The sequence below is a fragment of the Verrucosispora sp. TAA-831 genome (assembly GCF_050780145.1).
GTDB lineage: Bacteria > Actinomycetota > Actinomycetes > Mycobacteriales > Micromonosporaceae > Micromonospora.
Genome location: NZ_CP192240.1, coordinates 889,521 through 911,617 on the forward strand (window position 1 = coordinate 889,521; position 22,097 = coordinate 911,617).

Annotated in this window: 22 protein-coding genes; 10 read left to right on the forward strand and 12 right to left on the reverse strand. The window is 69.8% G+C overall.

What is annotated here, in order from left to right:
- Positions 1–149 precede the first annotated feature (149 nt).
- A complete protein-coding gene (locus tag ACQVFL_RS04170) occupies positions 150–1,109 on the forward strand; it encodes an ATP-binding cassette domain-containing protein (protein ID WP_396692539.1) in 960 nt (319 codons plus the stop codon).
- Positions 1,110–1,129: 20 nt separating this feature from the next.
- On the forward strand, positions 1,130–1,885 hold the full coding sequence (locus ACQVFL_RS04175; RefSeq protein WP_431728725.1) for an ABC transporter permease: 756 nt from the start codon (positions 1,130–1,132) through the stop codon (positions 1,883–1,885).
- Positions 1,886–2,043: 158 nt separating this feature from the next.
- On the opposite strand, the gene ACQVFL_RS04180 is transcribed toward ACQVFL_RS04175, so the two are convergent.
- The 5 genes from ACQVFL_RS04180 to ACQVFL_RS04200 all read right to left on the reverse strand — a co-directional run bounded on the left by ACQVFL_RS04180 (position 2,044) and on the right by ACQVFL_RS04200 (position 6,734).
- The gene (locus tag ACQVFL_RS04180; RefSeq protein WP_431728726.1) at positions 2,044–2,697 is read right to left on the reverse strand and encodes an O-methyltransferase; all 654 of its coding nucleotides are present in this window, start codon (positions 2,695–2,697) and stop codon (positions 2,044–2,046) included.
- A gap of 9 nt (positions 2,698–2,706) precedes the next feature.
- Complete coding sequence (locus tag ACQVFL_RS04185; RefSeq protein ID WP_431728727.1) at positions 2,707–3,363, reverse strand: Maf family protein; 657 nt, start codon at positions 3,361–3,363, stop codon at positions 2,707–2,709.
- A gap of 36 nt (positions 3,364–3,399) precedes the next feature.
- Entirely contained in the window at positions 3,400–4,605 is a 1,206-nt protein-coding gene (locus ACQVFL_RS04190; RefSeq protein WP_431728728.1) for a S8 family serine peptidase, read from the reverse strand.
- Positions 4,606–5,958: 1,353 nt separating this feature from the next.
- Positions 5,959–6,348, reverse strand: a complete 390-nt coding sequence (locus ACQVFL_RS04195; protein WP_431728729.1) for a hypothetical protein — start codon at positions 6,346–6,348, stop codon at positions 5,959–5,961.
- A gap of 173 nt (positions 6,349–6,521) precedes the next feature.
- Positions 6,522–6,734, reverse strand: a complete 213-nt coding sequence (locus tag ACQVFL_RS04200; RefSeq protein WP_396692547.1) for an acyl-CoA carboxylase subunit epsilon — start codon at positions 6,732–6,734, stop codon at positions 6,522–6,524.
- Between the two features lie 93 nt (positions 6,735–6,827).
- Here ACQVFL_RS04200 and ACQVFL_RS04205 point away from each other — a divergent pair, with 93 nt between their 5' ends.
- The gene (locus tag ACQVFL_RS04205; protein ID WP_431728730.1) at positions 6,828–9,191 is read left to right on the forward strand and encodes a serine/threonine-protein kinase; all 2,364 of its coding nucleotides are present in this window, start codon (positions 6,828–6,830) and stop codon (positions 9,189–9,191) included.
- Between the two features lie 145 nt (positions 9,192–9,336).
- Complete coding sequence (locus ACQVFL_RS04210; RefSeq protein WP_431728731.1) at positions 9,337–9,516, forward strand: hypothetical protein; 180 nt, start codon at positions 9,337–9,339, stop codon at positions 9,514–9,516.
- An 80-nt stretch (positions 9,517–9,596) separates the two neighbouring features.
- Here ACQVFL_RS04210 and ACQVFL_RS04215 read toward each other — a convergent pair whose 3' ends face one another.
- On the reverse strand, positions 9,597–10,352 hold the full coding sequence (locus tag ACQVFL_RS04215; protein WP_396692553.1) for a GH25 family lysozyme: 756 nt from the start codon (positions 10,350–10,352) through the stop codon (positions 9,597–9,599).
- A gap of 185 nt (positions 10,353–10,537) precedes the next feature.
- Here ACQVFL_RS04215 and ACQVFL_RS04220 point away from each other — a divergent pair, with 185 nt between their 5' ends.
- Complete coding sequence (locus tag ACQVFL_RS04220; protein WP_431728732.1) at positions 10,538–11,284, forward strand: M50 family metallopeptidase; 747 nt, start codon at positions 10,538–10,540, stop codon at positions 11,282–11,284.
- A 75-nt stretch (positions 11,285–11,359) separates the two neighbouring features.
- On the opposite strand, the gene ACQVFL_RS04225 is transcribed toward ACQVFL_RS04220, so the two are convergent.
- The gene (locus ACQVFL_RS04225) at positions 11,360–12,943 is read right to left on the reverse strand and encodes an acyl-CoA carboxylase subunit beta (RefSeq protein ID WP_431728733.1); all 1,584 of its coding nucleotides are present in this window, start codon (positions 12,941–12,943) and stop codon (positions 11,360–11,362) included.
- A gap of 74 nt (positions 12,944–13,017) precedes the next feature.
- Here ACQVFL_RS04225 and ACQVFL_RS04230 point away from each other — a divergent pair, with 74 nt between their 5' ends.
- Together ACQVFL_RS04230 and ACQVFL_RS04235 are read left to right on the forward strand one after the other, a co-directional pair.
- Complete coding sequence (locus tag ACQVFL_RS04230; RefSeq protein ID WP_431728734.1) at positions 13,018–13,893, forward strand: biotin--[acetyl-CoA-carboxylase] ligase; 876 nt, start codon at positions 13,018–13,020, stop codon at positions 13,891–13,893.
- A gap of 115 nt (positions 13,894–14,008) precedes the next feature.
- Entirely contained in the window at positions 14,009–14,569 is a 561-nt protein-coding gene (locus tag ACQVFL_RS04235) for a PH domain-containing protein (protein ID WP_396692561.1), read from the forward strand.
- Positions 14,570–14,647: 78 nt separating this feature from the next.
- Here ACQVFL_RS04235 and ACQVFL_RS04240 read toward each other — a convergent pair whose 3' ends face one another.
- Positions 14,648–15,367 (reverse strand): GtrA family protein, encoded by a 720-nt coding sequence (locus ACQVFL_RS04240; protein WP_396692563.1) that lies wholly within the window; start codon positions 15,365–15,367, stop codon positions 14,648–14,650.
- 99 nt (positions 15,368–15,466) lie between these two features.
- Complete coding sequence (locus tag ACQVFL_RS04245; protein WP_396692748.1) at positions 15,467–15,994, reverse strand: GtrA family protein; 528 nt, start codon at positions 15,992–15,994, stop codon at positions 15,467–15,469.
- A gap of 426 nt (positions 15,995–16,420) precedes the next feature.
- Here ACQVFL_RS04245 and ACQVFL_RS04250 point away from each other — a divergent pair, with 426 nt between their 5' ends.
- The 3 genes from ACQVFL_RS04250 (at position 16,421) to ACQVFL_RS04260 (ending at position 20,087) form a co-directional block, all read left to right on the forward strand.
- Positions 16,421–18,271: a phosphoenolpyruvate carboxykinase (GTP) gene (locus ACQVFL_RS04250; protein WP_396692565.1), complete on the forward strand. Its 1,851-nt coding sequence runs from the start codon at positions 16,421–16,423 to the stop codon at positions 18,269–18,271.
- A 31-nt stretch (positions 18,272–18,302) separates the two neighbouring features.
- Positions 18,303–19,163, forward strand: a complete 861-nt coding sequence (locus ACQVFL_RS04255) for a hypothetical protein (protein ID WP_431728735.1) — start codon at positions 18,303–18,305, stop codon at positions 19,161–19,163.
- A 153-nt stretch (positions 19,164–19,316) separates the two neighbouring features.
- Positions 19,317–20,087, forward strand: a complete 771-nt coding sequence (locus tag ACQVFL_RS04260; RefSeq protein WP_396692568.1) for an isoprenyl transferase — start codon at positions 19,317–19,319, stop codon at positions 20,085–20,087.
- Positions 20,088–20,111: 24 nt separating this feature from the next.
- Here ACQVFL_RS04260 and otsB read toward each other — a convergent pair whose 3' ends face one another.
- The 3 genes from otsB to ACQVFL_RS04275 form a co-directional block, all read right to left on the reverse strand.
- Entirely contained in the window at positions 20,112–20,936 is an 825-nt protein-coding gene (otsB, locus tag ACQVFL_RS04265; protein ID WP_396692569.1) for a trehalose-phosphatase, read from the reverse strand.
- 68 nt (positions 20,937–21,004) lie between these two features.
- Complete coding sequence (locus ACQVFL_RS04270; RefSeq protein ID WP_396692570.1) at positions 21,005–21,358, reverse strand: hypothetical protein; 354 nt, start codon at positions 21,356–21,358, stop codon at positions 21,005–21,007.
- Between the two features lie 159 nt (positions 21,359–21,517).
- Positions 21,518–21,958, reverse strand: coding sequence for a helix-turn-helix domain-containing protein (locus ACQVFL_RS04275; protein ID WP_396692572.1), 441 nt, complete (start codon positions 21,956–21,958; stop codon positions 21,518–21,520).
- Positions 21,959–22,097 lie beyond the last annotated feature (139 nt).

Genomic DNA, 22,097 nt, shown 5'->3' on the forward strand with positions numbered 1-22,097 from the left:
AGTTTATAGCTCACCGTGGTGCCCCGAACGATCGCTAAGTGTGGGATGACGCACTGTCTGGCCAGGTCGTGGGCGGCGTGGTGTCGGACCCATGTGGTGGAGTGCCGTGACGATGGTGGCCGGAGTGCGGCCATGAGCGGGGAGTGGAAATGATCGAGACCAGAGGGTTGCGGAAGTCGTTCCGCAGCCGGGCCGGTCGGGAGACGAAGACCGTCGAGGCGGTACGCGGCGTCGACCTGAACGTCCCGGCCGGTGAGATCTTCGGGTTCCTCGGCCCGAACGGCGCCGGTAAGACCACCACGTTGCGGATGCTCGCGACACTGATCGAGCCGGACGGCGGCGAGGCCACCATCGCCGGTGCCGACCTGCTGAAGAACCCGGGCGAGGTGCGCCGCCGGATCGGCTACGTCGCCCAGGGCGGCAGCACCTGGGACGAGTCGACCGCGCGTGAGGAACTGGTGCTCCAGGCCCGGATGTACGGCATCGGCAAGGCCGAGGCCCAGCGTCGGGCGGTACGCGCGCTGGAGGCGTTCCAGCTCACCGAGTTCGCCGACCGCAAGTGCAAGACGTACTCGGGCGGCCAGCGGCGGCGGGTCGAGATCGCGCTCGGCATCATCCACGAGCCGAAGATCGTCTTCCTGGACGAGCCCACCACCGGGCTCGACCCGCAGAGCCGGGCGCACATGTGGGACGAGATCCGGCGGCTGCGGACCGACGGCATGACCGTCTTCATCACCACGCACTACCTGGACGAGGCCGACGCGCTCTGCGACCGCATCGCGATCATGGACCACGGCGAGGTGGTCGCCGAAGGTACGCCGACCGACCTCAAGCGGGAGATCTCCGGTGACATCGTGCTGGTCGGCCTCGACCTCGTGGCCACCGGTGAGGCGGAGAAGCTGCTCGACGGCGAGGAGTACGTGAACCGGTTGGAGAGCCTGGAGGAGGGCGGCCTGCGCCTCTTCGTCGACGACGGTGCGACCGCCATCCCGCGGATCCTGCGCCGGGTCGACGGCGCCGGTCTCGACCTCAGGTCGATCGAGCTGCACCGCCCGAGCCTCGACGACGTCTTCCTCACCAAGACCGGCCGCTCGCTGCGCGAGTCCTGACCCGACCAGGAGAGAGTCCCATGAAGCTCGTCCGCGACACCTGGCTGATCTTCCAGCGGCAGTTCCACCTGCTGTTACGTAACCCCGTGTGGGTCTTCGTCGGCGTCTTCCAGCCGGTGATGTATCTACTCCTGTTCGCCCCGCTGCTCAAGCCCGCGCTGAACGCGCCGACCCAGGCCGAGGCGTACAAGATCTTCGTACCCGGCCTGCTGGTGCTGCTGGCCATCTTCGGCGGCCTGTTCCAGGGCTTCGGCCTGATCGCCGAGCTGCGCGCCGGAGTGATCGAACGCTCCCGGGTCACCCCGGTCAGCCGACTCGCCCTGCTACTCGGCCGCTCACTACGCGACGTGGTGTCGCTGATGGTCCAAGCGGTCATCATCACCCTGCTGGCGCTCCTGTTCGACCTGCGGGTCTTCATCGGCGACCTGCTGCTGGCATACCTGATGCTCGCCCTGATCGCGCTGATGACCTCGGCGGTCAGCTACGGCGTCGCGCTCAAGGTGAAGAGCGAGGACGCGCTGGCCCCGCTGATGAACACGGTCGCCCAGCCGGTGCTGCTGCTCTCCGGCATCCTGCTCCCGCTCGCCTTCGCGCCCGGCTGGTTGCAGGGCGTCGCCAAGTGGAACCCGTTCTCCTGGGCGGTGGACGGCACCCGCGCCCTGTTCAACGGCGACATCGGCAACGACCGCGTCTGGCAGGGGCTGACCATCATCGCGATCCTGGCCGCCGCCGGGGTCTACTGGGCGGCCCGCCAGTTCGCCCGCAGCGTCCGCTGACGCTTGCGGTGAAAGGAAGGGCACCCTGTTAACGCCTGCGGTAGAGCAGGGTGCCCTTGTTAACGCCCGCAGGTACCACCCGGCTGACGCCCATCGGACGCCGGCACCGGCTCGAACGCCCTGCCCGACAGCGGCGACGACCGGTGCCGGCGTACCGGTCAGTGCACCCGGGCGAGCGTCAGACCGTCGGCGATCGGCAACATCACCGCGTCCACCCGCATGTCGGCGAGCACGTCGTCGTTGAACGCCGCGATCGCCCGGTCGGCCTCGCTCTCCGGCGCGACCACCCGACCGTGCCGCAACACGTTGTCCACGGCGATCACACCGCCCGGCCGCATCCGGGGCACCAACTCGTCCCAGTACAGCGGATAGCTGGTCTTGTCGGCGTCGATGAAGGCGAAGTCCAGGTACCGCTCGTGCGGCAACTCCCGCAGTGTCTCCCCGGCCGGGCCGATGCGCAGCTCGATCCGGTCGTCCACACCGGCCCGCGCCCAGTACCGGCGCGCGATGCCGGTGTACTCCTCGGAGATGTCGAAGCAGGTCAACCGTCCACCGTCGGCCAGCCCCCGGGCGATCGCCAGCGAGGAGAGCCCGGTGAACGTACCCACCTCCACCGCGTTGCGCACTCCGAGCAGCCGGGTCAGGAACGTCAGGAAGGCGGCCTGCTCCGGCGCCACCTGCATGGAGGCGTGCTCCGGCAGCACGGCGAGCGTCTCCTCGGCCAGGTCGCGGACGATCTCGTCCGGCGGCGCGCCGTGCGCGACGAGGTACGCGTGCAGCTCGTCGGTGAGCGGAATCGACTTGAGCGTCATGCCCGGACGCTAGCCGAGCGGCTCGACGGTCTGGTTGCCGGGCGCGACTTTCGTCCACAAATCGGTGATCTGTAGGTCCAACTGGGCGAGCAGCCGCCGCAGCAGCGGCATGGACAGCCCGACGACCGTCCCCGGATCGCCCTCGATCCGCTCCACGAACGCCCCACCCAACCCGTCGATCGTGAACGCGCCGGCCACCGCGAGCGGCTCGCCCGTGGCCACGTACGTGGCGATCTCCCGGTCACTGATGTCGGCGAAGTGCACCACCGTGGAAGCCACCGCCTCGGCCCGACGCCCGCCCACGATGTCGATGAGACAGTGGCCGCTGTGCAGCACACCGCTGCGTCCCCGCATCCGCTCCCACCGCCGGGTGGCGTCGGCCGCGTCATCGGGCTTGCCGAAGATCTCACCGTCGAACGCGAGCACCGAGTCGCAACCCAGTACCAGCGTCCGCTGGCCGTCACCGGGCCGCAGCCGGGTCAGCACCGCCTCCGCCTTGAGCCGGGCCAACTCCAGGCAGAGATCCTCCGCCCGATCGGTCACCACCAGACTCTCGTCGACACCACTGACCAGCACGTCCGGCTCGATGCCGGCGGCCTGCAGGGTCTTACGGCGGGCAGGGCTCGCCGAGGCGAGCACGAGGCGGAGCGGAAGCGCATCAGACACGCGCACGACGGTACCGCCCCCCGACGCCAGGACCCGTCAGCGGCTGACGCGTGGCGGCGGGTCGCCCGAACGCCGTCGCCGCCGGACCCACCACAGCCCACCGGCCCCGACCGCCAGCAGCACCGCCAGCGTCACCAGGCCGCGCACCGCCGCACCGTCCTCATCGGCCTCAGGACCCCCGGCCCGCGTCGTGCTCGGCGAGGGCGTGCCCGTCCCGCTCGGCCCGAAACCCCTCGGCGGTACGTCTGCCGTCAGCGCCGCCACCAGATCGATCACGCCGTACCCGTACTGGTCGTCTCGTCCGGGAGGCCCCTTGTCGATCGCGGTCGCAGTCAGTCGGTGGGCCACCTCGTCCGCAGGCAGATACGGATACTTGGCCCGAACCAACGCCGCCGCACCAGCAACGATGGCAGTAGCTCCCGAAGTTCCTGACCCCTTGGAGTAGCCGCCGCCGTAGCTGGTGCTGTAAAGCTCGATTGCAGGTGCGGTAACGCTGACTTGTGGCCCAATGGCTGAAAGGGGCGCATGATTGCCTTTCCGGTCTATTCCTCCTACTGCTACGACGCCGACGTGAGATGCTGGATATCCTATGGTGGATTCTCTTGGTCGGTTTCCTGTGCCGGCAACCACTAATATGTCCGCCTCGATCGCGGAATTGATGGCGCGGACCAGTCGGGCGCTCGATCCTCCAACGCTCGAAATGCTTATGATGTCGGCCCGATGAGAGATTGCTAACTCGATGGCTCTCGCCAGTGCGTCGGGTTCGCCGGGGCGATTTGGAGGCGAGCTGCGAATAGGCAGAACCTTCGCCTTCGGGGCCACGCCGAGCGCCCCGTGTCCATCGGTGTTGCCGTGTGCCGCTACTAGTCCAGCCATTGCTGTTCCATGGCTATCTTGATCTTGTTTGCTTGTCCTGTCCTCGTTCGAGAGCAGGTCGATGCCTGGCAGTAGATTCTTCCGCAAGTCGGGGTGAGGGTAAACGCCGGTATCGGGGATGGCGACGATGACTCCTTCTCCCTGACTGATTTGGTGAGCCTCATCGACTTTCAAGAATGGAAGGTGCCACTGGTCGTTACGCACTTCGTTACCTAAGTGGCTTCGGGTATCTGCGAGTGGGTTGGTTGGCAATGAATGTGCAGCCAAGATGGCGCTAACCGTTATAATTCCAAGTGCCGTCGCGGCTTTGCTCGGTTCCTTAACGGTCAAGGCCAATGACTGGTCCAGGGTCGATTGGGCCATCATCGTCCGGTGGCTTTATGACTGGGGGATTTCCGCGTTCGATCGTCCACGGGTTGTCGGGATCCCACTGCTGCGGCCCGCCTTCCTGGCCCGTAGGCCGGTCTGGTCCGTGGTTGCCGTGGTTCGGGGGCTTGGATCTAGGACTCATCCCGGCGATGCTTGGGAGGCCTGCCGAAGGGTTGCCGAATGGTGCAGGTAGGTGTGGTGCTCCTGCACCTCGACCGCCTCCCGGTCTAGACCCGGCCGCCCCAGAGGGTGATGTTCCTGCTGCCCCGCGTCCAATTACTCCACCAATGGGATTTACCCTGCGAGGTGGTGTGGTGTTTGCTGTCGGCGCCCCAGCGCCCATGGCGGGTGGCCCGCCGATTAAGCCTCCTGGAGGCATCGCGTGTGCCGACTTTCCAAAATTTGGGCGCGCGCCTCCGCTTACGATCGAGTGAGGAATTTGTCCGTGAGGTGGTGGTGTGCGGAGTGGGCCCAAGGTGTCGGGAATTCCTCCGACGCCTTTGGATGACCCGTTATTGCTGAGGGGGAGAGAATTTTGAGGCGAGTTGACTGATGAGCCTTGAGTGGCTGGGTTTGAGAGCGCGGGCTCTCCTGCTTGAGCGGCACCCAAAACTGGTCCGACCTCTCCCCTGGGGGCGGCGGCCGATAAGGGTCTAGACGTGGGCGTATGCCAGGGCTTCTTGGCTTCGACAGGTCTTGGTGCTGGAATGACGGGAGGTGTCAGTAGTGCCTGTCCGGCTGTTCCGTATACGTCAGGGTCGTTTATCTGGATGAGCGAGCGTGGCGACGGCGGGGGTTGGCGGAGGGTTACCTGGGCCTGCTGGAGGTCGCTGCTGAGGCCGTACATGATGCCGCGCGCCTTGACGTTCAACTGTTCCAGGTCGGCCTCGGTGACCGGCGGTTGACTGTTGCGGCTCCCGGCGACTGCTTTGGGATCGGCGGCGGTCTGTTCCCATCCGCGCTTCTGTCGGAGCTTGTCCGCGTACTCGTCGTGGATCTTCTTGAGTTCGTCGCGGGTGCTGGTGAGGGCCTGGGTGGCGGCGGCGAGTGCGGTCTGGTTGGCGCTGGCGGCGTCGTGGGTGCGTTGCACCTGCGCGATCAGGTCGTCCATCTCGGCGAGGTAGGCGCGGGCGGCCTCGTTGGTCTCGGGGGGCCAGGCGTGGGCGAGGCGTTGGCGGTACGTCCGGAGGCGGTGGAGGTGTTGGTCGGCCAGCTCGGAGATCTTGCGCCAGCCGGCGACGTGCCGCCAGTGGTTGTCGGGGTGGTGGTCCTGGAGGCAGGCCCACATGTCGGCCACGTTCATCAGGTACCAGTCGGTGAGGCCGCCGCTGCGGCCTACTCCCGGGTCTCTCACGGCAGCATCACCGGCCCGTGGTTGTCGGGGCCGGTCGGATTGGTGGGCGACGGGGAGGGTGTGGGCTGGGCGGGTACGTCGCCGGGCCGCCCGAGTGCCTGCTGGACGTCGGCGACGCGCGCTGCGGAGAAGGCGTCGGTGTCGGCGTAGCGGTCGGCCACCTGTCTGGCGGCGTGCGCCAGGTGGCCGGTGGTGTGACCGAGGCCCCAGACGGTGTTCGTGGTGGCCTGCTGTGTCTCCCAGTGTGCTCGCATGAACTGCACCAGTTCGATGAAGGCGTCCGCCGGATTCGGCACCTGGGCGAGCATGTCGTCCGCGATGCGGGGCAGGTGTGGCGCATAGTTGCCGTCCACCTCGGCGCGGAGCATGTCGGCGAATTCCCGCATCTGGCGGATGTCCGCCTCGACGCCACGGTGACCGCCTGACCAGGGCGCTTGTCGACCATCCTCAGGGATCATCGGCCCTCCAAACTGTAACGGCCCGGTTCCCCTCTGTGAGGTTAATCCTTGGCCGCCTCCCCGGCAGCCCCGATTGCCGTCAGTGTGGTGCCGAGCGCGGGTCAGCGGGGCAGGCCGGAGGTGCGCCAGGCGCCGCTGCCCGGCAGCAGAGCGGCACCCACCGGTCGGGCGCTGCGGGCCCAGACGGAGACCGGGGCGGCGGCGGGCGCGGGCACCGGGCGGGAGCGTACGACGATCGCGCCCACCAGCGCGGCCAGCTCCTCGGCGGTCGGCACGCCGCGGACGACCCGGAACAGCGGCTCCTCGACAGACATGGACCCCAGCGTACGCGCTCGTGAACTCGACCTCCGGCACACAGTGGCGTGCCGACGGTGTGAGCGTCAGGGCTGCCGGGTACCGTCTCTGCGATGTCTGAGCCTTCCCCCCAACTCGTCGCCGACCGGTACCGGCTCCTCTCGCCGCTCGGTCAGGGCGGCATGGGTCGGGTATGGAAGGCGCGCGACGAGGTGCTGCACCGCGACGTGGCCATCAAGGAGTTGGTCCCGCCGCCGGGCCTGACCAACGACGAGCGCCGCGAGATGCGCGAACGCTCGCTGCGGGAGGCGCGGGCCATCGCCCGCCTCAACAACATCAACGTGGTACGCATCTTCGACGTGCTCCGCACCGACGGTGACCCGTGGATCGTGATGGAGTACGTGGCGTCCCGCTCGTTGCAGGACACCATCGCCGAGGACGGGCCGGTGTCGGCGGCGCAGGCGGTGCAGATCGGGCTCGGTGTGCTCAACGCCCTGAAGGCGGCGCACAAGGCCGGCATCATGCACCGCGACGTCAAGCCCGGCAACGTGCTGCTCGGCACCGACGGTCGGGTGGTGCTGACCGACTTCGGCCTGGCCACCATCCCCGGCGACCCGAACGTGACGCGCACCGGCATGGTGCTCGGCTCCCCGGCGTACATCTCGCCCGAGCGCGCCCGGGACGGCACCACCGGCCCGGAGGCGGACCTGTGGTCGTTGGGCGCCACGCTCTATGCCGCCGTGGAGGGCAAGTCCCCGTTCGCGCGCCCGTCGGCGATCAGCACCCTGGCCGCGCTCGCCACCGAACCGGTGCCCCCGGCCCGTAACGCCGGACCGCTCAAGCAGGTGCTCGCCGGGCTGCTCCGCAAGAATCCCGAGGAGCGGATCACCGCCGAGTCGGCCGAGCGGATGCTGCGGCGGGCCAGCGGTAAGCGGAGTCGGGGCATCTCACTGCTCGACGGTGTACGCCGACCGGGGCCGAACGGGCCGCGTGAACCGCGTCAGCCGCTGGTGCCCGCGCCGCGCCCGTCGGGGGAGCGGCCCACTCCGCCGGTCACCCCGCCCGGACCCCGTACGCCACCGGCCGTGGGTCCGCTCGCGGCGGGCGCTGCCGCAGTCGGCGCGGCCGGCTCCGGTCCGTCGGGCTCGGGTGCGGCGGCCGGGCGCTCGCCGGTCTCCGACGCCGCGCCGACGGCGAAGGTCGCGGCGCCCACCGGCGCGAGCGCCGATCCGACCACGAAGGTGGACGCCGACCTGACCGCGAAGGTCGATGCTGGTCAGGTCGCGGACCCGACGACGAAGGTGGACGCGGCGTCGACCGCCGGTGCGGAGTCGGCGTCGGGTACGGACGCGGCGTCGTCCGCGTCGGACACCGGCTCGGCTGTCGGGTCCGACACGTCCGCCACGGACACTGCGACGGGCCGCGACGACGACTCGACCGGCCAGGTCGACGAGGGCACCACCCCGGCCGGTACGCCGACGACGCCCGACGGTTTCGACGCGACCGTGCTGTCCGCCACGACCAGCGGGGCAGCCGCCGCATCGGCCGACGTCACCAAGGTCGACGGTCCCGCTGCGGAGGCGAGCGCGCAGGCCGACGCGAGCGGGACGACCGACCGGCCCGGCTCGGGCGAACCGACCCGTCGGGTCGATCCACCGGCTCCCGCGAAGGCCGCCACCCCCGTCGCGCCCGCCTCGACCTCGTTGATGCCGTCGGCGCCGGTGAGCCCGGCGGCACCGGCTCGCGGTTCGGTCTTCAAAGCCGGCCAACTGCGATCCGAGCGCACCCGCCGGGCCGTGCTGGTCGGCGCGCTGGTCGCGCTGCTGCTCGTCGGCCTGGTGGTGGCGGTTCCGCTGCTCACCAGCGGTGACGGCGACGGCGACGGCACCCCGCAGGGTGCGGCGGGCACCTCCGAGTCGTCCGCGCCGCCGACCTCGGCGCCGGCCGCGCCACCACCGACCTCCGCCGCACCACCGAGCGACTCCCCGTCGCCCTCGCCCACCCCGTCGGAGAGCGCCGCCGGTGGCATACCCGAGGGGTGGACGCTGCGGAACGACCCGGTGGGCTTCAAGGTGCTGGTGCCGGAGGGCTGGCGGCGCAGTTCCGGCTCCACCTGGGTCAAGTACCGGGACCCGAACGGTGTCAGCGAGCTGACCATCGACCGCACCGACACGCCCCAGCGGGACGCCGCCGCCACCTGGCGGCAGCTCGAACCGGGCCGGAAGAACGTCCGTGGTGTGCAGAACTACCGGCGGATCAACATCAGGACGATCGACTGCAAGTGGCGGACCTGCGCCGACTGGGACTGGTACCAGACCCGCAACGGGGTCGAGCTGCGGGTGCGCAACCGGGGCTTCGTCACCGCCAGCAACCGGGGCTTCGCCCTGCGCTGGGAGGTGCCGAACAGCGAGTGGGACGCGCAGTTGCCGAACTTCGAGACGGCGTTCCGCGAGTTCGTGCCGGACCGTCAGGACTGAGGGCGACCGGCAGCAGGGCGGTCGAGACGAGGCATGACCGTCCGTCGTTCGGGGTACCTGATCTCGAAGGACGGAAGGGAGGCCCGAGATGGGTTACCGACCAAGGGATGCCCGAACCCGACCGACACTGTGGACGAGCGCGGTGGTGGGTGTCGGAGTACTGCTGTTCGTCACCTTCGGAATCGCGTTGCTGGCCACGTTGCTGAGCGTCGTGACGCTCGCCGGGGCCGCGTACGTGGGGTGGGCCGTCACCCGTCGGGGCACGGTGGCCCGGCACAGTGGTGTCGGCGTACCCGTGGCACTCGCCGCGCGACGGCGGGCCTGAACCGGCGGTGGTCACGCCACGGCGGCGGGCCGACGTCCCGAATCCACTCGGTGGACGTCGACCCGCCGTCGTGACGTGTCTCAGGCGGTGTTGTTGGCCAGGGCGATCAGCCGGTTACGGTCGCCGTTCCAGTAGTTGCGGTCGACCGCGCCGCTGATGCCGGCGACGCTGCCCGAGTCGGTGTACTGCCAGAAGCTCCAGACCGGTGCGCCGGCCGGCAGCGCGCCGACCGAGGAGGACCAGCGGGCGACCCAGACCGGGTGGTTGGTCCACGGGCCGGTCCAACTGCCGGTGCACTGGTTCCAGAAGCTGGTGGTGGTGTAGATGACCGCGTAGCGGCCGGTGCGCGAGCGGTAGGTGTTCAGGAAGTCCTGCACCCAGTTGCGCATCCCGGTGGTGCTCAGGCCGTAGCAGTAGCCGCCGCTGTACGGGTTCGCCTCCAGGTCCAGCGCGGCGGGGAGCGTACGGCTGTCGGCCGACCACGCACCGCCGTTGGAGGCCAGGTAGTTGGCCTGGACCGCGCCGGAGGAGATGTTCGGCCGGGCGAAGTGGTACGCACCCCGGATCACCCCGGCGTTGTACGCGTTGACGTAGTTCGTGTTGAAGTTCGGGTCCTTGTAGCTCGTACCCTCGGTGGCCTTGATGAAGGCGAACTCGATGCCCGAGTTGCGGACGCTCGTCCAGTTGATGGTGCCCTGGTAGCGCGAGACGTCGATGCCCGGCACGGTGGCCGCCGAGGCGGGGGTCGCGGTGGCGACGAGCCCGGCCGCAGCGGTCGCGAGCACGGTGAGCGCGGCGGCGGTCAGCCGGCGCAGCGTTGGTCTGGTCCGACCCATGGCGTCCTCCTGAGACGACTGTCGATAGACAGACATCTTTGAAGGTGAATGCCTGCTAAGGCAAGAGATGCTGAGAAAACTTTCAATGCGGGACGGGTCGACTACGGACGGGCACCCCGGCCGGTACCGGAACGAGACAGCCCAGGCTGGGGCCGACCCGGCCTTCGGGCGTAGGCTGCCGCCCCATGGTGTCGATCGAGGGCATGACCGCGTTCTGGGACCGTCTGCTCGGCGCGCAGCCAGACCCGCCCCCGTTGCTGGTACTGCTGACCGGCCTGGTCGCGCTGGTGGTGGTCTCCACCCGGCTGCCGTGGCGGATCGCCCGCAACGCGATCACCATCGCGCACGAGGGCGGGCACGCGCTGGCCGCCGTGCTCACCGGACGCAAGCTGCACGGCATCCGGCTGCACTCGGACACCTCGGGCCTCACGCTCTCGGCCGGGCGGCCCACCGGACCGGGCATGGTGCTCACCCTGCTCGCCGGATACCTCGCCCCGCCACTGGTCGGCCTGGGTGGGGCGTGGCTGCTCGCCGGAAACCGGATCACGCTGCTGCTCTGGCTCGCGGTGGTCCTGCTGCTGGCGATGCTGATCATGATCCGCAACGTGTACGGGGCGCTCACACTGCTGGTCACCGGCGGTGCGGTGCTCGCGATCTCCTGGTACGCCAGCCCGCAGGTGCAGGCCGCGTTCGCCTGGACCGGTGTGTGGTTCCTGCTGCTCGGCGGCGTACGGCCGGTGGTGGAGTTGCAGCGGCTGCGGACCCGGCGCGGGATGCCGGCCTCCGACGCCGACCAGTTGGCGGGCATCACGCCGCTGCCGCCGTTCTTCTGGGTGCTCCTCTTCGGCATCGTCAACGTCGTCGTGCTGCTGGTGGGCGGCCGGATGCTGGCCGGGCCGCTGCTCACCGACGCCGGCATCGCGTTCTGGTGAGCCCTGCGGATGTAAGGAGGGGTCCCCTGCTATGCACCAGGCGTTAGCAGGGGACCCCTCCTTACACACAAACCCCTACAGCGGAATGTTGCCGTGCTTCTTGGGCGGGAGCGTCTCGCGCTTGGTGCGCAGCACCCGCAGGGCGCGGACGATCTGGGTCCGCGTCTCGTGCGGCGGGATCACCGCGTCGACGTACCCGCGCTCGGCCGCCACGTACGGGTTGGCCAGGGTGTCCTCGTACTCGGCGATCTTCTCGGCCCGGACCGCGGCCGGATCCTCGGCGGCGGCCAACTCCTGCCGGTAGAGGATGTTCACCGCGCCCTGGGCACCCATCACCGCGATCTGCGCGGTCGGCCAGGCGAAGTTGAGGTCCGCGCCCAGGTGCTTGGAACCCATCACGTCGTACGCCCCGCCGTACGCCTTGCGGGTGATCACGGTGACCTTGGGCACGGTGGCCTCGGCGTACGCGTAGATGAGCTTGGCGCCCCGGCGGATGATGCCGTCCCACTCCTGACCGGTGCCGGGCAGGAACCCGGGTACGTCCACGAAGGTCAGCACCGGGATGTTGAAGGCGTCGCAGGTGCGCACGAACCGGGCCGCCTTCTCGCTGGCCGAGATGTCCAGCGTGCCGGCGAAGTGCATCGGCTGGTTGGCGACCACGCCCACCGGACGTCCCTCGACCCGGCCGAAGCCGACCACCATGTTCTGCGCGTAGAGCGGCTGGACCTCCAGGAACTCCCCGTCGTCGAGGACGTGTCCGAGCACCCGGTGCATGTCGTACGGCTGGTTGGCCGAGTCCGGGACGAGCGTGTCCAGTTCCCGGTCGGCGTCGGTGACGGACAGGTCCGCCGGAGCGTCGAAGACCGGCGGCTCGTCCAGGTTGTTGGCGGGCAGGTGGGACAGCAGCGCCTTGACGTAGTCGACCGCGTCGGACTCGTCGGCGGCGAGGTAGTGCGCGTTGCCGCTGCGGGTGTTGTGGGTGCGCGCCCCGCCGAGGTCCTCCATGCCCACGTCCTCGCCGGTGACCGTCTTGATCACGTCGGGGCCGGTGATGAACATGTGCGAGGTCTGGTCGACCATCACGGTGAAGTCGGTGACCGCCGGGGAGTAGACCGCCCCACCGGCGCACGGACCCATGATGAGCGAGATCTGCGGGATGACGCCGCTGGCGCGTACGTTGCGGAAGAAGATCTCGCCGTAGAGGCCGAGCGAGGCCACCCCCTCCTGGATGCGGGCGCCACCGGAGTCGTTGATGCCGACGACCGGGCAGCCGATCTTCATGGCCAGGTCCATCACCTTGACGATCTTCTGCCCGAAGACCTCGCCGAGGGAACCGCCGAAGACCGTGAAGTCCTGGGCGAAGACACAGATCTGCCGACCGTCCACGGTGCCGTAGCCGGTGATCACGCCGTCGCCGTACGGGCGGGAGCGGTCCAGGCCGAAGTTGGTGGACCGGTGCCGGGCGAACTCGTCCAGCTCGACGAAGGAGCCCTCGTCGAGCAGCATCTCGATCCGCTCCCGGGCGGTCTTCTTGCCCCGGGCGTGCTGCTTCTCGACCGCGCGGGCCGACCCGGCGTTCACCGCCTCGTCGACCCGTCGTGCCAGGTCCGCCAGCTTGCCCGCGGTGCTGTGGATGTTGGTCCCGGTCTCGGTAGTCACCCTGGGAATATAACGATGGTTCAGGTCGCCGCCGCTGTGCAGTTCGCCTCACCGGGGGCCCGTAGGCTGGCCCGATGCCGGATTCGCCGTACACCGACCTCGATCGTCCGCCGCTGTCGGCGGCCCGGCTGCGTCGGGCGCTGGTGGCGCCGTACGGCCCGTGGACGCGCCTGGAACTGACGGCCGAGACCGGCTCCACGAACGCCGACGTCGCCGAGGCGGCCCGGTCCGGTGAGCCGGAGGGGCTCGTCGTGGTCGCCGAGCGGCAGAGCGCCGGGCGGGGGCGGCGCGGGCGCGTCTGGCAGTCACCGCCGCGCGCGGGCATCGCGACCAGCGTGCTGCTGCGGCCCGGCCAGGCGGTGCCGGACCGTGGCTGGTCGCCGGCTCCACCGTCCGGGTACGGCTGGCTGCCGCTGCTCGCCGGTGTCGCGCTGGTCGAGGCGGTGACGCTGTTGGCGGAACTGGACGCCACCCTCAAGTGGCCCAACGACCTGTTGCTGGGGGACGCCAAGTGCGCCGGGATACTCGCCGAGGCGGTGCCCGGCCCGGCCCCGGAGGATCCGCCTGCGATCGTGCTCGGTGTCGGGCTGAACGTCACGCTGCGCGCCGACGAACTGCCGGAGCATCCGACCGGCCTGCCGGCCACCTCGTTGCAACTGGCCGGTGCGGCGGCCACCGACCGGGATCCGCTGCTGCGGGCGCTGCTCCGGGCGGTCGCCGACTGGTACGCCCGGTGGCGGGCCGCCGACGGGGACGCGTCCGCCTGCGGCCTGCGGGACGCGTACCTGGCGGTGTGCGGCACCGTGGGCCGCGAGGTGCGGGCGTTCCTGCCCGACGGCACCGACCTCACCGGCACCGCCACCGGGGTCGACCTCGACGGTCGGCTTCTGGTCGGCACCGCCGCCGGGGAACGCTCGCTGGCCGCCGCCGACGTCCTCCACCTGCGCTGATCCCGGCCGCGCCGGATCGACGACGGGTACGCCGTCGAGGTCGGCCGCGTGGCGGATGTGAGGGGGTGGCACCGGGGGGTTACGGTCTGCGCGTCCGTTCTGCGAGGAGGTTTCCGTGGCGTTCCCCGAGGACGTGCTCACCGAAGACGAGCACGTCGTGTTGCACCTGCATCCGCACTGGAAGACGATGGTCCGTCCGGTGGTGGTGCTGGTGTTCGCCATCGCTGCGGTGGCGGCCGGTGTGCTGTTCCTGCCCGCCGGTGGGGGCGGCTCGATCACGCTCGCCGTGATCGGCGGCCTGGCGCTGCTGGCCGCACTGGTGTTGACCGTCTGGCCCTGGATCGGTTGGCGCACCACGCACTACCTGTTCACCAACGAGCGGGTGGTGCTCCAGCACGGCGTCTTCTCCCGTGAGCGGCGGGACATCCCGCTCAGCCGGGTCAACGACCACTCGATGAACCAGCAGTTCCTCGGGCGGCTGCTCGGCTACGGCACGCTCACCATCGAGTCGGCCGGCGAACGCGGACAGTCCGTGCTTCCCGACGTGCCGAAGGTGGACCGGGTGCAGACGAAGCTCTACGAGCTGGTCGAGGCGTTCCACGACAAGCACTCGCTCGGTGACGGCGAACTGCGCGAGATCCTCGCCGAGCGGGACAACAAGGCCGGGGACCTCTGAGGCTGGTCCCACCGGTCCGCGACCGCAACGCAGGAACGCCCGTCGGCGAGTGCCGGCGGGCGTTCTCGTGGTCGGGTCTCAGCGGCGTCGGAACCGGCGTGGCGCGGGGGCCGGCTGGAGCTGGGCGGCCAGCTCGTCCTCGATCTCCTTGTCCAGCGCCGTCAGCTCGGCCTCCCGGGCCACCGACGTGGGCCGGGGCGGTACCGCCAGCGGCGGTGCGGGTGGCGGAGTGGCCGGTGGTTCCTCCTCCTCCAGCTCCGTCATCGCCTCGGCGAGTTCGGCCACCGGGTCCATCCCGGCCATCGTGTCCCACTCGTCGCGCGGCAGCCCGGCCCAGGTCTGGGTGGGCTCGACCGCGACCGCCGGTGCGGGCTGGAAGACGAAGGTGCGGTACGACCAGAAGCGGAACAGAGTCGCCAGCAGCACACCGACCGTCTTGGCGACGTTCAGCGCCAGCAGGCCCGTGACGCCCAGCCCGTACTTGGCGGCGGCCAGCACACCCAGCTCGATCAGCAGGCCCACGCCGTTGAAGAGGAAGAACAGGGCGTATTCCCGCTGCATGGCCGATTTCGGCCGGTCGCGATACGTCCAGTGTCGATTCATCAGGTACGACGTGATCGTCGCCACCACGGTGGCCACGACGGTCGCCTTCAACTGACCATCGACGAAGACGGTGAGAGCGAGCGCATTGAACACGGCGTAGTTGATGACCGTGTTGACGCCGCCGACCAGGCCGAATTTGAGCGCCTCGTGGATGAACTTCTGCCAGCGCTCAGGCAGCAGACGGACGAGAGGCATGGGCAACACCTTAGGGCAGTGGGCTGGGTACGGCGGGCTGGGACGGATCGACTGACCTTGACGGGTCAGCAGGCTCTGACGGGACCGGAGGGCGGCAGGTCACGCGTCCCGGTCCGGGTTCGCTTCCGCACCGGTCGGGGTTCCCGCTTCGACGAAGACGAACCGTCGGTACGACCAGAAACGGAACAGCGTCCCGAGTCCGGTGCCGACGACGAAGCTGGCGATGTTGTCGGCCAGGCGGGTCTGGAAGATCTCCGGCCAGAGGGCGCCCAGCCCGTACCTGCTGACGGCCAGGCAGGCCACCGCGATGCCCAGGCCGACGGCGTTGAAAAAGAAGAACAGCGCGTACTCGCGCGCCGGGTGGGAGCGCTTGCGGTGCCGCCAGGTCCAGAACCGGTTGCCCAGGAAGGCGAAGGTCGCCGCGACCACGGTGGCGATGGTCTTGGCGGTGATCTGCTCGACGTTCTGGGGGCCGATCAGGTAGTTGAACAGGGCGAAGTCCATGAGGAAGGCGATGCCGCCCACGGTCGCGAACTTGCTCATCTCCCGTACGAGGTGACCGAACCGGTCGACCAGGGAGTGGACCAGACCCGTACGGGTCTGCGGGGAGCCGGGCTCCCCGGTCATTGTGGCGGCCACCGTGCGAGCGTACCGGTTGCCGGGGTCGCGATCGGGGAGCGACGGCCCTCGGGGCCCACCGGGGCGGCGGTGCAGACAGGCACGAACGGAGCGTAACCGGGCGGCTGCGATTCGGTGTTGTTTTCCTCTTCCGCTCACGAAGTCGAAAAGTGACCTGTGACTCTTTGCCGCAGGGCCGCCGACCTCAGGTCGGCCGCAGGATTTGCGTGAAACTGCGCGTGAAAGCGGGTAAAGGCTCGTGATGCCGCAGCGTGGCCGCACCTTGTGCAGTTCTTCACAACCAGTCCCACTGACTGGAGCTGTACATCGGTTTACGCTGAGCCCAATCCCATGTTTCCACGAAGGCGACGCATCGCGGCGCCGAGACTCGTGCACTCCATAGACCGGTCAGCGTCGACCACAAGGAGATGTGTCATGGTTGCTCCGGCCACCGTCAGGGGAATCGATCAAGCCCCGACGTCCCACCCCAAACTCCTCGCCTGGGTCCGTGAGGTCGCTGAACTGACCACCCCTGAGCAGGTCGTCTGGGTGGACGGCTCCGATCAGGAATGGCGTCGCCTCACCGACGAACTCGTCGATGCGGGCACGCTCATCCGGTTGAACCCCGAGAAGAAGCCCAACTCGTTCTACGCCCGCACCGACCCGACGGATGTCGCACGGGTCGAGGAGCGCACCTTCATCTGCTCCGTGGACGAAGCGGATGCCGGGCCCACCAACAACTGGATGGCCCCCGCCGAGATGAAGCGGACCATGACCCCGCTCTACCGCGGTTCGATGCGCGGACGGACGATGTACGTCATCCCGTTCGTCATGGGCCCGGTCGAGGCCGAGGAGCCCATGTTCGGTGTCGAGATCACCGACAGCCCGTACGTGGTCGCGTCCATGCGGATCATGACCCGGATGGGCGCCAAGATCCTGGAGGCGATGGGCGACGACGCGGACTTCGTCCGCGCGCTGCACTCGATCGGCGCGCCGCTCGCCCCGGGCCAGCAGGACGTCGCCTGGCCGTGCAACGAGACCAAGTACATCTCGCACTTCCCGGAGAGCCGGGAGATCTGGTCCTACGGCTCCGGGTACGGCGGCAACTCGCTGCTCGGCAAGAAGTGCTACTCGCTGCGGATCGCCAGCGTGATGGGGCGGGACGAGGGCTGGCTCGCCGAGCACATGCTGATCCTCAAGATCACCTCGCCGGAGGGTCGGGTCTACCACATCGCCGGCGCGTTCCCGTCCGCCTGCGGCAAGACCAACCTGGCCATGCTGGAGCCGACCATCCCGGGCTGGAAGGTCGAGACGATCGGCGACGACATCGCCTGGATGCGCTTCGGTCCGGACGGTCGGCTCTACGCGGTCAACCCGGAGTACGGGCTGTTCGGCGTCGCGCCCGGCACCGACTGGAAGACCAACGCCAACGCGATGCGGACGCTGGAGCAGGGCAATTCGGTCTTCACCAACGTCGCCCTGACCGACGACGGCGACATCTGGTGGGAGGGCCTCGGCGAGCCGCCGGCGCACCTGATCGACTGGAAGGGCAACGACTGGACGCCGGAGAGCGAGAACCTCTCCTCGCACGCGAACAGCCGGTTCTGCACGCCGATCACCCAGTGCCCGATCCTGGCCGACGACTACTTCGACCCGAACGGCGTCCCGATCGACGCCATCCTGTTCGGCGGTCGGCGGCGGGACACCGTCCCGCTGGTGACCGAGGCGCGGGACTGGGTGCACGGCGTCTACATGGGTGCCACGCTCTCCTCGGAGACCACCGCCGCCGCCTCCGGCGCGGTCGGCGTGGTGCGGCGTGACCCGATGGCGATGCTGCCGTTCATCGGCTACCACGCCGGTGACTACTTCCGGCACTGGATCGAGATGGGCAAGGGCGCCGACGGCGACGAGTCGAAGCTGCCCCGGGTCTACTACGTCAACTGGTTCCGCAAGGACCCGGAGGGCAACTTCCTCTGGCCCGGCTTCGGGGAGAACTCCCGGGTCCTCAAGTGGGTCATCGAGCGGATCGAGGGTCGTGCCGAGGCCGTGGAGACGCCGATCGGCATGGTCCCGACCCCGGACGCGCTCGACGTCGACGGCCTGGACATGACGCCGGAGGACGTCCGCATCGCGCTGAAGGTCGACCCGGCCGAGTGGCGCGACGAGTTGCCGCTGGTCACCGAGTGGTTCGAGAAGTTCGGCGACAAGCTGCCCGGTGTCCTCTGGGCCGAGTTGGACGCCCTGCGCGCCCGACTCGACGCGGAGCAGCCGCAGCGCGGGGTGTGATCGACGCCGGATCCGGGCATCATCGGATCCCATGAGGACGGCCGCCGAGACCGAGGTCCGGCGGCCGTCCGCCGTCCGGGCGCTGACCGCACTGCTCGCCGTGACCGCCGCGGCCACCGTCGTGGTCGAGGTGCTCAACTGGTGGTACGCGCCGGAGCAGGGCTTCGGCCTGGCGGTACGGACCGGGTGGGCGATGCTGCGCTCGTTCGGCTTCCTGTTGCTGATCGGCCACGTACGCCGGGGCCGGACGGTGGCCCGCCCACTCGGCCTGATCCTGGCGATCACCACGGTCTTCGCGGTGGGGCGGCTGATCGTGCCCCGGCAGGGCGTGCCACCGCTGCCCGGCCTGCTCGGCTTCGCCCTGCTCACCGTGCTCTGCGCCGCCGTGGTCTGGCTGCTGTACCGGTCTCCGGCGGTCGCCGGGCATCTGGTGCGGCACCGTTCCCGGCTGGTCATCGACCGTTCCGGCATCTCCTTCCGCGAAACCCCACCGCGCCGCCCGGAGGCGAACGCCTGGCTGCTCACCAGCCGGGTCGCCGCGTTCACCTACAGCCCGCTGATGCTGGTGCCCGCCCTGGTCGCCACCGCCGGGATCCTCGACGGTCGACTGCTCGCCGTGCCGGCGGTGCTGCTCTGGCTCGGCGCCGGCATCGCGACCAGCTATCTGGTGCTGTTCTGCACCGCCTTCCTGCTGCGCGGGAAGCGCTGGGCGGGCACCCTGCTCGTGGTGGTCAGCGTCGCCGTCCTCGCGGTCGACCTGCCGCTGTGCTGGTGGCTGCTCGGCGTCGACGGTCTGGTCCGGGACGGTGCCCCGCTGGTCGCCGCCGTGGTCCTCGCGGTCTACGGCGTGCGGCGAGCCGCCCGGGTCCCCGCCCCGACGCCCCCGAGCTAGCTCCCGCCGCGACGGCGACAGCCGCCCGCGTCGGCTGTCGGCGCAGGTGGTGGGCGGGGTGCGGGGCGGACGAGGAGCGGTGCGAACGGACTGCGGCGTGGTGTCGGCCACCGGCACCCCGATCCGGGTGAGGGCTCGCTACCCTGCAAGGTGATGACTCTGCGGAAAATTCTCTACTCCGTCTACGAGCGGCGGCTGACCGCCAAGCTCGCGGGCCGTCCCGTGCCGCAGCACGTGGGCGTGATGTGCGACGGCAACCGTAGGTGGGCCCGCGAGATGGGGTTGGTCGACCCCAACGACGGTCACCGGATGGGTGCGGAGCGCATCAAGGAACTGCTGCGCTGGTGCGACGCCGCCGGTGTCGGCCACGTGACGCTCTGGCTGCTCTCCACCGACAACCTGTCGCGGCCGGCGGAGCAGCTCGACCCGCTGCTCCAGATCATCGAGGATCTGACCACCGAGCTGGCCGAGCAGGGCAACCCGTGGCGGCTGCGGATGGTCGGCGCGCTGGACGTGTTGCCCGCGCAGCACGCCGCCGCGCTCAAGGCCGCCGAGGAGCGCACCCGGGACCGCAGCGGCGGCGCCCAGGTCAACATCGCGGTCGGGTACGGCGGCCGGCGGGAGATCATCGACGCGGTGCGTTCGCTGCTGCTGGAACAGGCGGCCAACGGCGGCACGCTGGAGGATCTGGCCGGCTCGCTGGACGTCGACGACATCTCCGAGCACCTCTACACCCGGGGGCTGCCGGATCCGGATCTGATCATCCGCACCAGTGGTGAGCAGCGCATGTCGGGCTTCATGCTCTGGCAGTCGGCGCACTCGGAGTTCTACTTCTGCGAACTCAACTGGCCGGACTTCCGCCGGGTCGACTTCCTCCGCGCCCTGCGCTCGTACGCCACCCGCCAGCGCCGGTACGGCGTCTGACCGCCGCCGTACCGGCGAAGGACCTCAGGTGAGGTGGTGGGTGGCCTGGGTGAGGAAGTCGCCCAGCGCGGCGGGGGAGTCGATGGTGAGGTCGGCGGCCTCGGCGACCTCGTCGCCGGTCTCCGGGTTGGCCACCGCGACGCAGACACCCAGGAAGTCGGGGTCCTCGGCGGCGCGGGCCCGCAGCGCGGCGAAGGCCTTGATGTCGGAGACGTCGTCGCCGAAATACCAGGCACCGCCGACGCCCTGCACCAGCTCGCCGATCACCATGCCCTTGTCGCGGTCGACCGGCGGCTTGATCTCCAGCACCATCCGCCCCACCTGCAACCGCAGCCCGAGGCGGTCGGCCTGCGCGCGACCCCACTCCTCGACGGTGGCGGCCAACTGCGGGGCGGTACGCCAGTGCAGCGCCACGGAGAGCCGCTTGTACTCGACGAGCGCACCCGCCGGTAGCTCGGCCCGGGCCAGCTCGGCCAGCTCGGCCATGGTCGGCACCCAGGGCAGCGCGGCCGGCTCGGTGACGGTCTCGCCGCCCGAGTGGCTGTGCTCCAGGCCGTAGAGGCCGTAGAGGTCGACACCGGTGAGCCCACCGAAGTGCTCGCGGAGGAACTCCACCGGACGCGCGGAGACGATCGCGATCCGGCGCACGACCGGGGCGAGTGTCTCGATCGCGGCCAGCACCTTCGGCGCGGCCTGCACCTGCGTCGGGTCGTCGGCCACTGGCGCGAGTGTGCCGTCGAAATCGAAGAAGAGGATGGTCTCGGCTGCCCGGTCGGCGGTCGTCTGCCAGGCCTGGTCGGCGTTCAACGGGGTCTTCGGCGGCTGGTTGCCCAGATTCAACGGCGGCACGCGCGTCAGCGTACCCCGGCATCGGCCGGTCATTCCTGGCGTGGATCCGGCGCGGGCGCCGGGCGGGGTCAGCGTTCGGCGGTTCCCCGTCCCCGACGTACGAAGGGCACCACGGCGGCTTCCCGGCCGTGGCTGAGCAGGTAGCCCTCCACGAAACCGGTGTTCCGGTCGCCGGTGTGCGCCTCGATCTCCCGGAGCCGCTCCACCAGGAACTCGGTGAGCGCGGTGAGCCGGTCGTCGAGCCGGTCGTGCAGCTCGGCGAGGACGGCCAGGACGATCGCGGTGGCCGCGGTGGTGAGCGCGAGAAGGTTCACGAGCAGGGGAAGCTGCCCGCCGTTCAGGGCCAGGGTGACCGCGTTCCCGGTGACGCAGAGCGTCAACGAGACCGTCGCGACCACGACCGCCATCCATTTCAGGGTCATCACAGACCCCCTTCTGTCCCGCAGGGCTGGGTTCGGCCTTGTCCCGTCCCCCCGCCGACGACGAGCCCAAGCAGTACGAATACGGACGCTAGCGCGCCCGTTCCGACCCCGTAGCGAAACGAATGAGGCTGACCTGGCGTTCTTTCGCCATCTGAGGAACTAGCTGGCGGCGTCGCCTCGTTTTCGGACACCGGCCGGCAGGGTCGGGCGATATGCGAGATAACGAATGGTTTCTCTAATGTGGAACTTCTCCGCGTCGGAGACCTCCGGGTCGACCAGTCGACGCAGCAGCGCCTCGACGTCGGGGTCCATCGGCGGCGCCGGCGGGGCGGACCGGCGCGAGGCCGTACGGTCCCAGCCGAGTGCCGTGAAGGCGGCGGCCGGGTCGAGCCCGAGCCCCTCGCAGAACGCCACCACCCGTTCCGCCTCCGGGTCGCTGGCCCAGTCGCCACGGACCCAGCGGTTGATGGTCTGGCGTGAGACGCCGGTGCGCCGGGAGACCTCGGTGCCGCTCCACGCCCGGGTGGCCCGGGCCTCCTCGATGGCGCGTCGGACGAAGGTGGCGAAGGCGATCTTCCGCGCGTTGGCCGTCTCGGTCACCTGGTGACCGTACGGCGAATGCGCCCGGGAAGACGTCCCGGGCACGCCTTTGTCACGCTTGCGTGACGCTGATCCTGGCCTGGCATTTCGGCGTGAAGCACTGTTCCTGAGGGGTGTCACCTGGGCAGGATAGATGTCC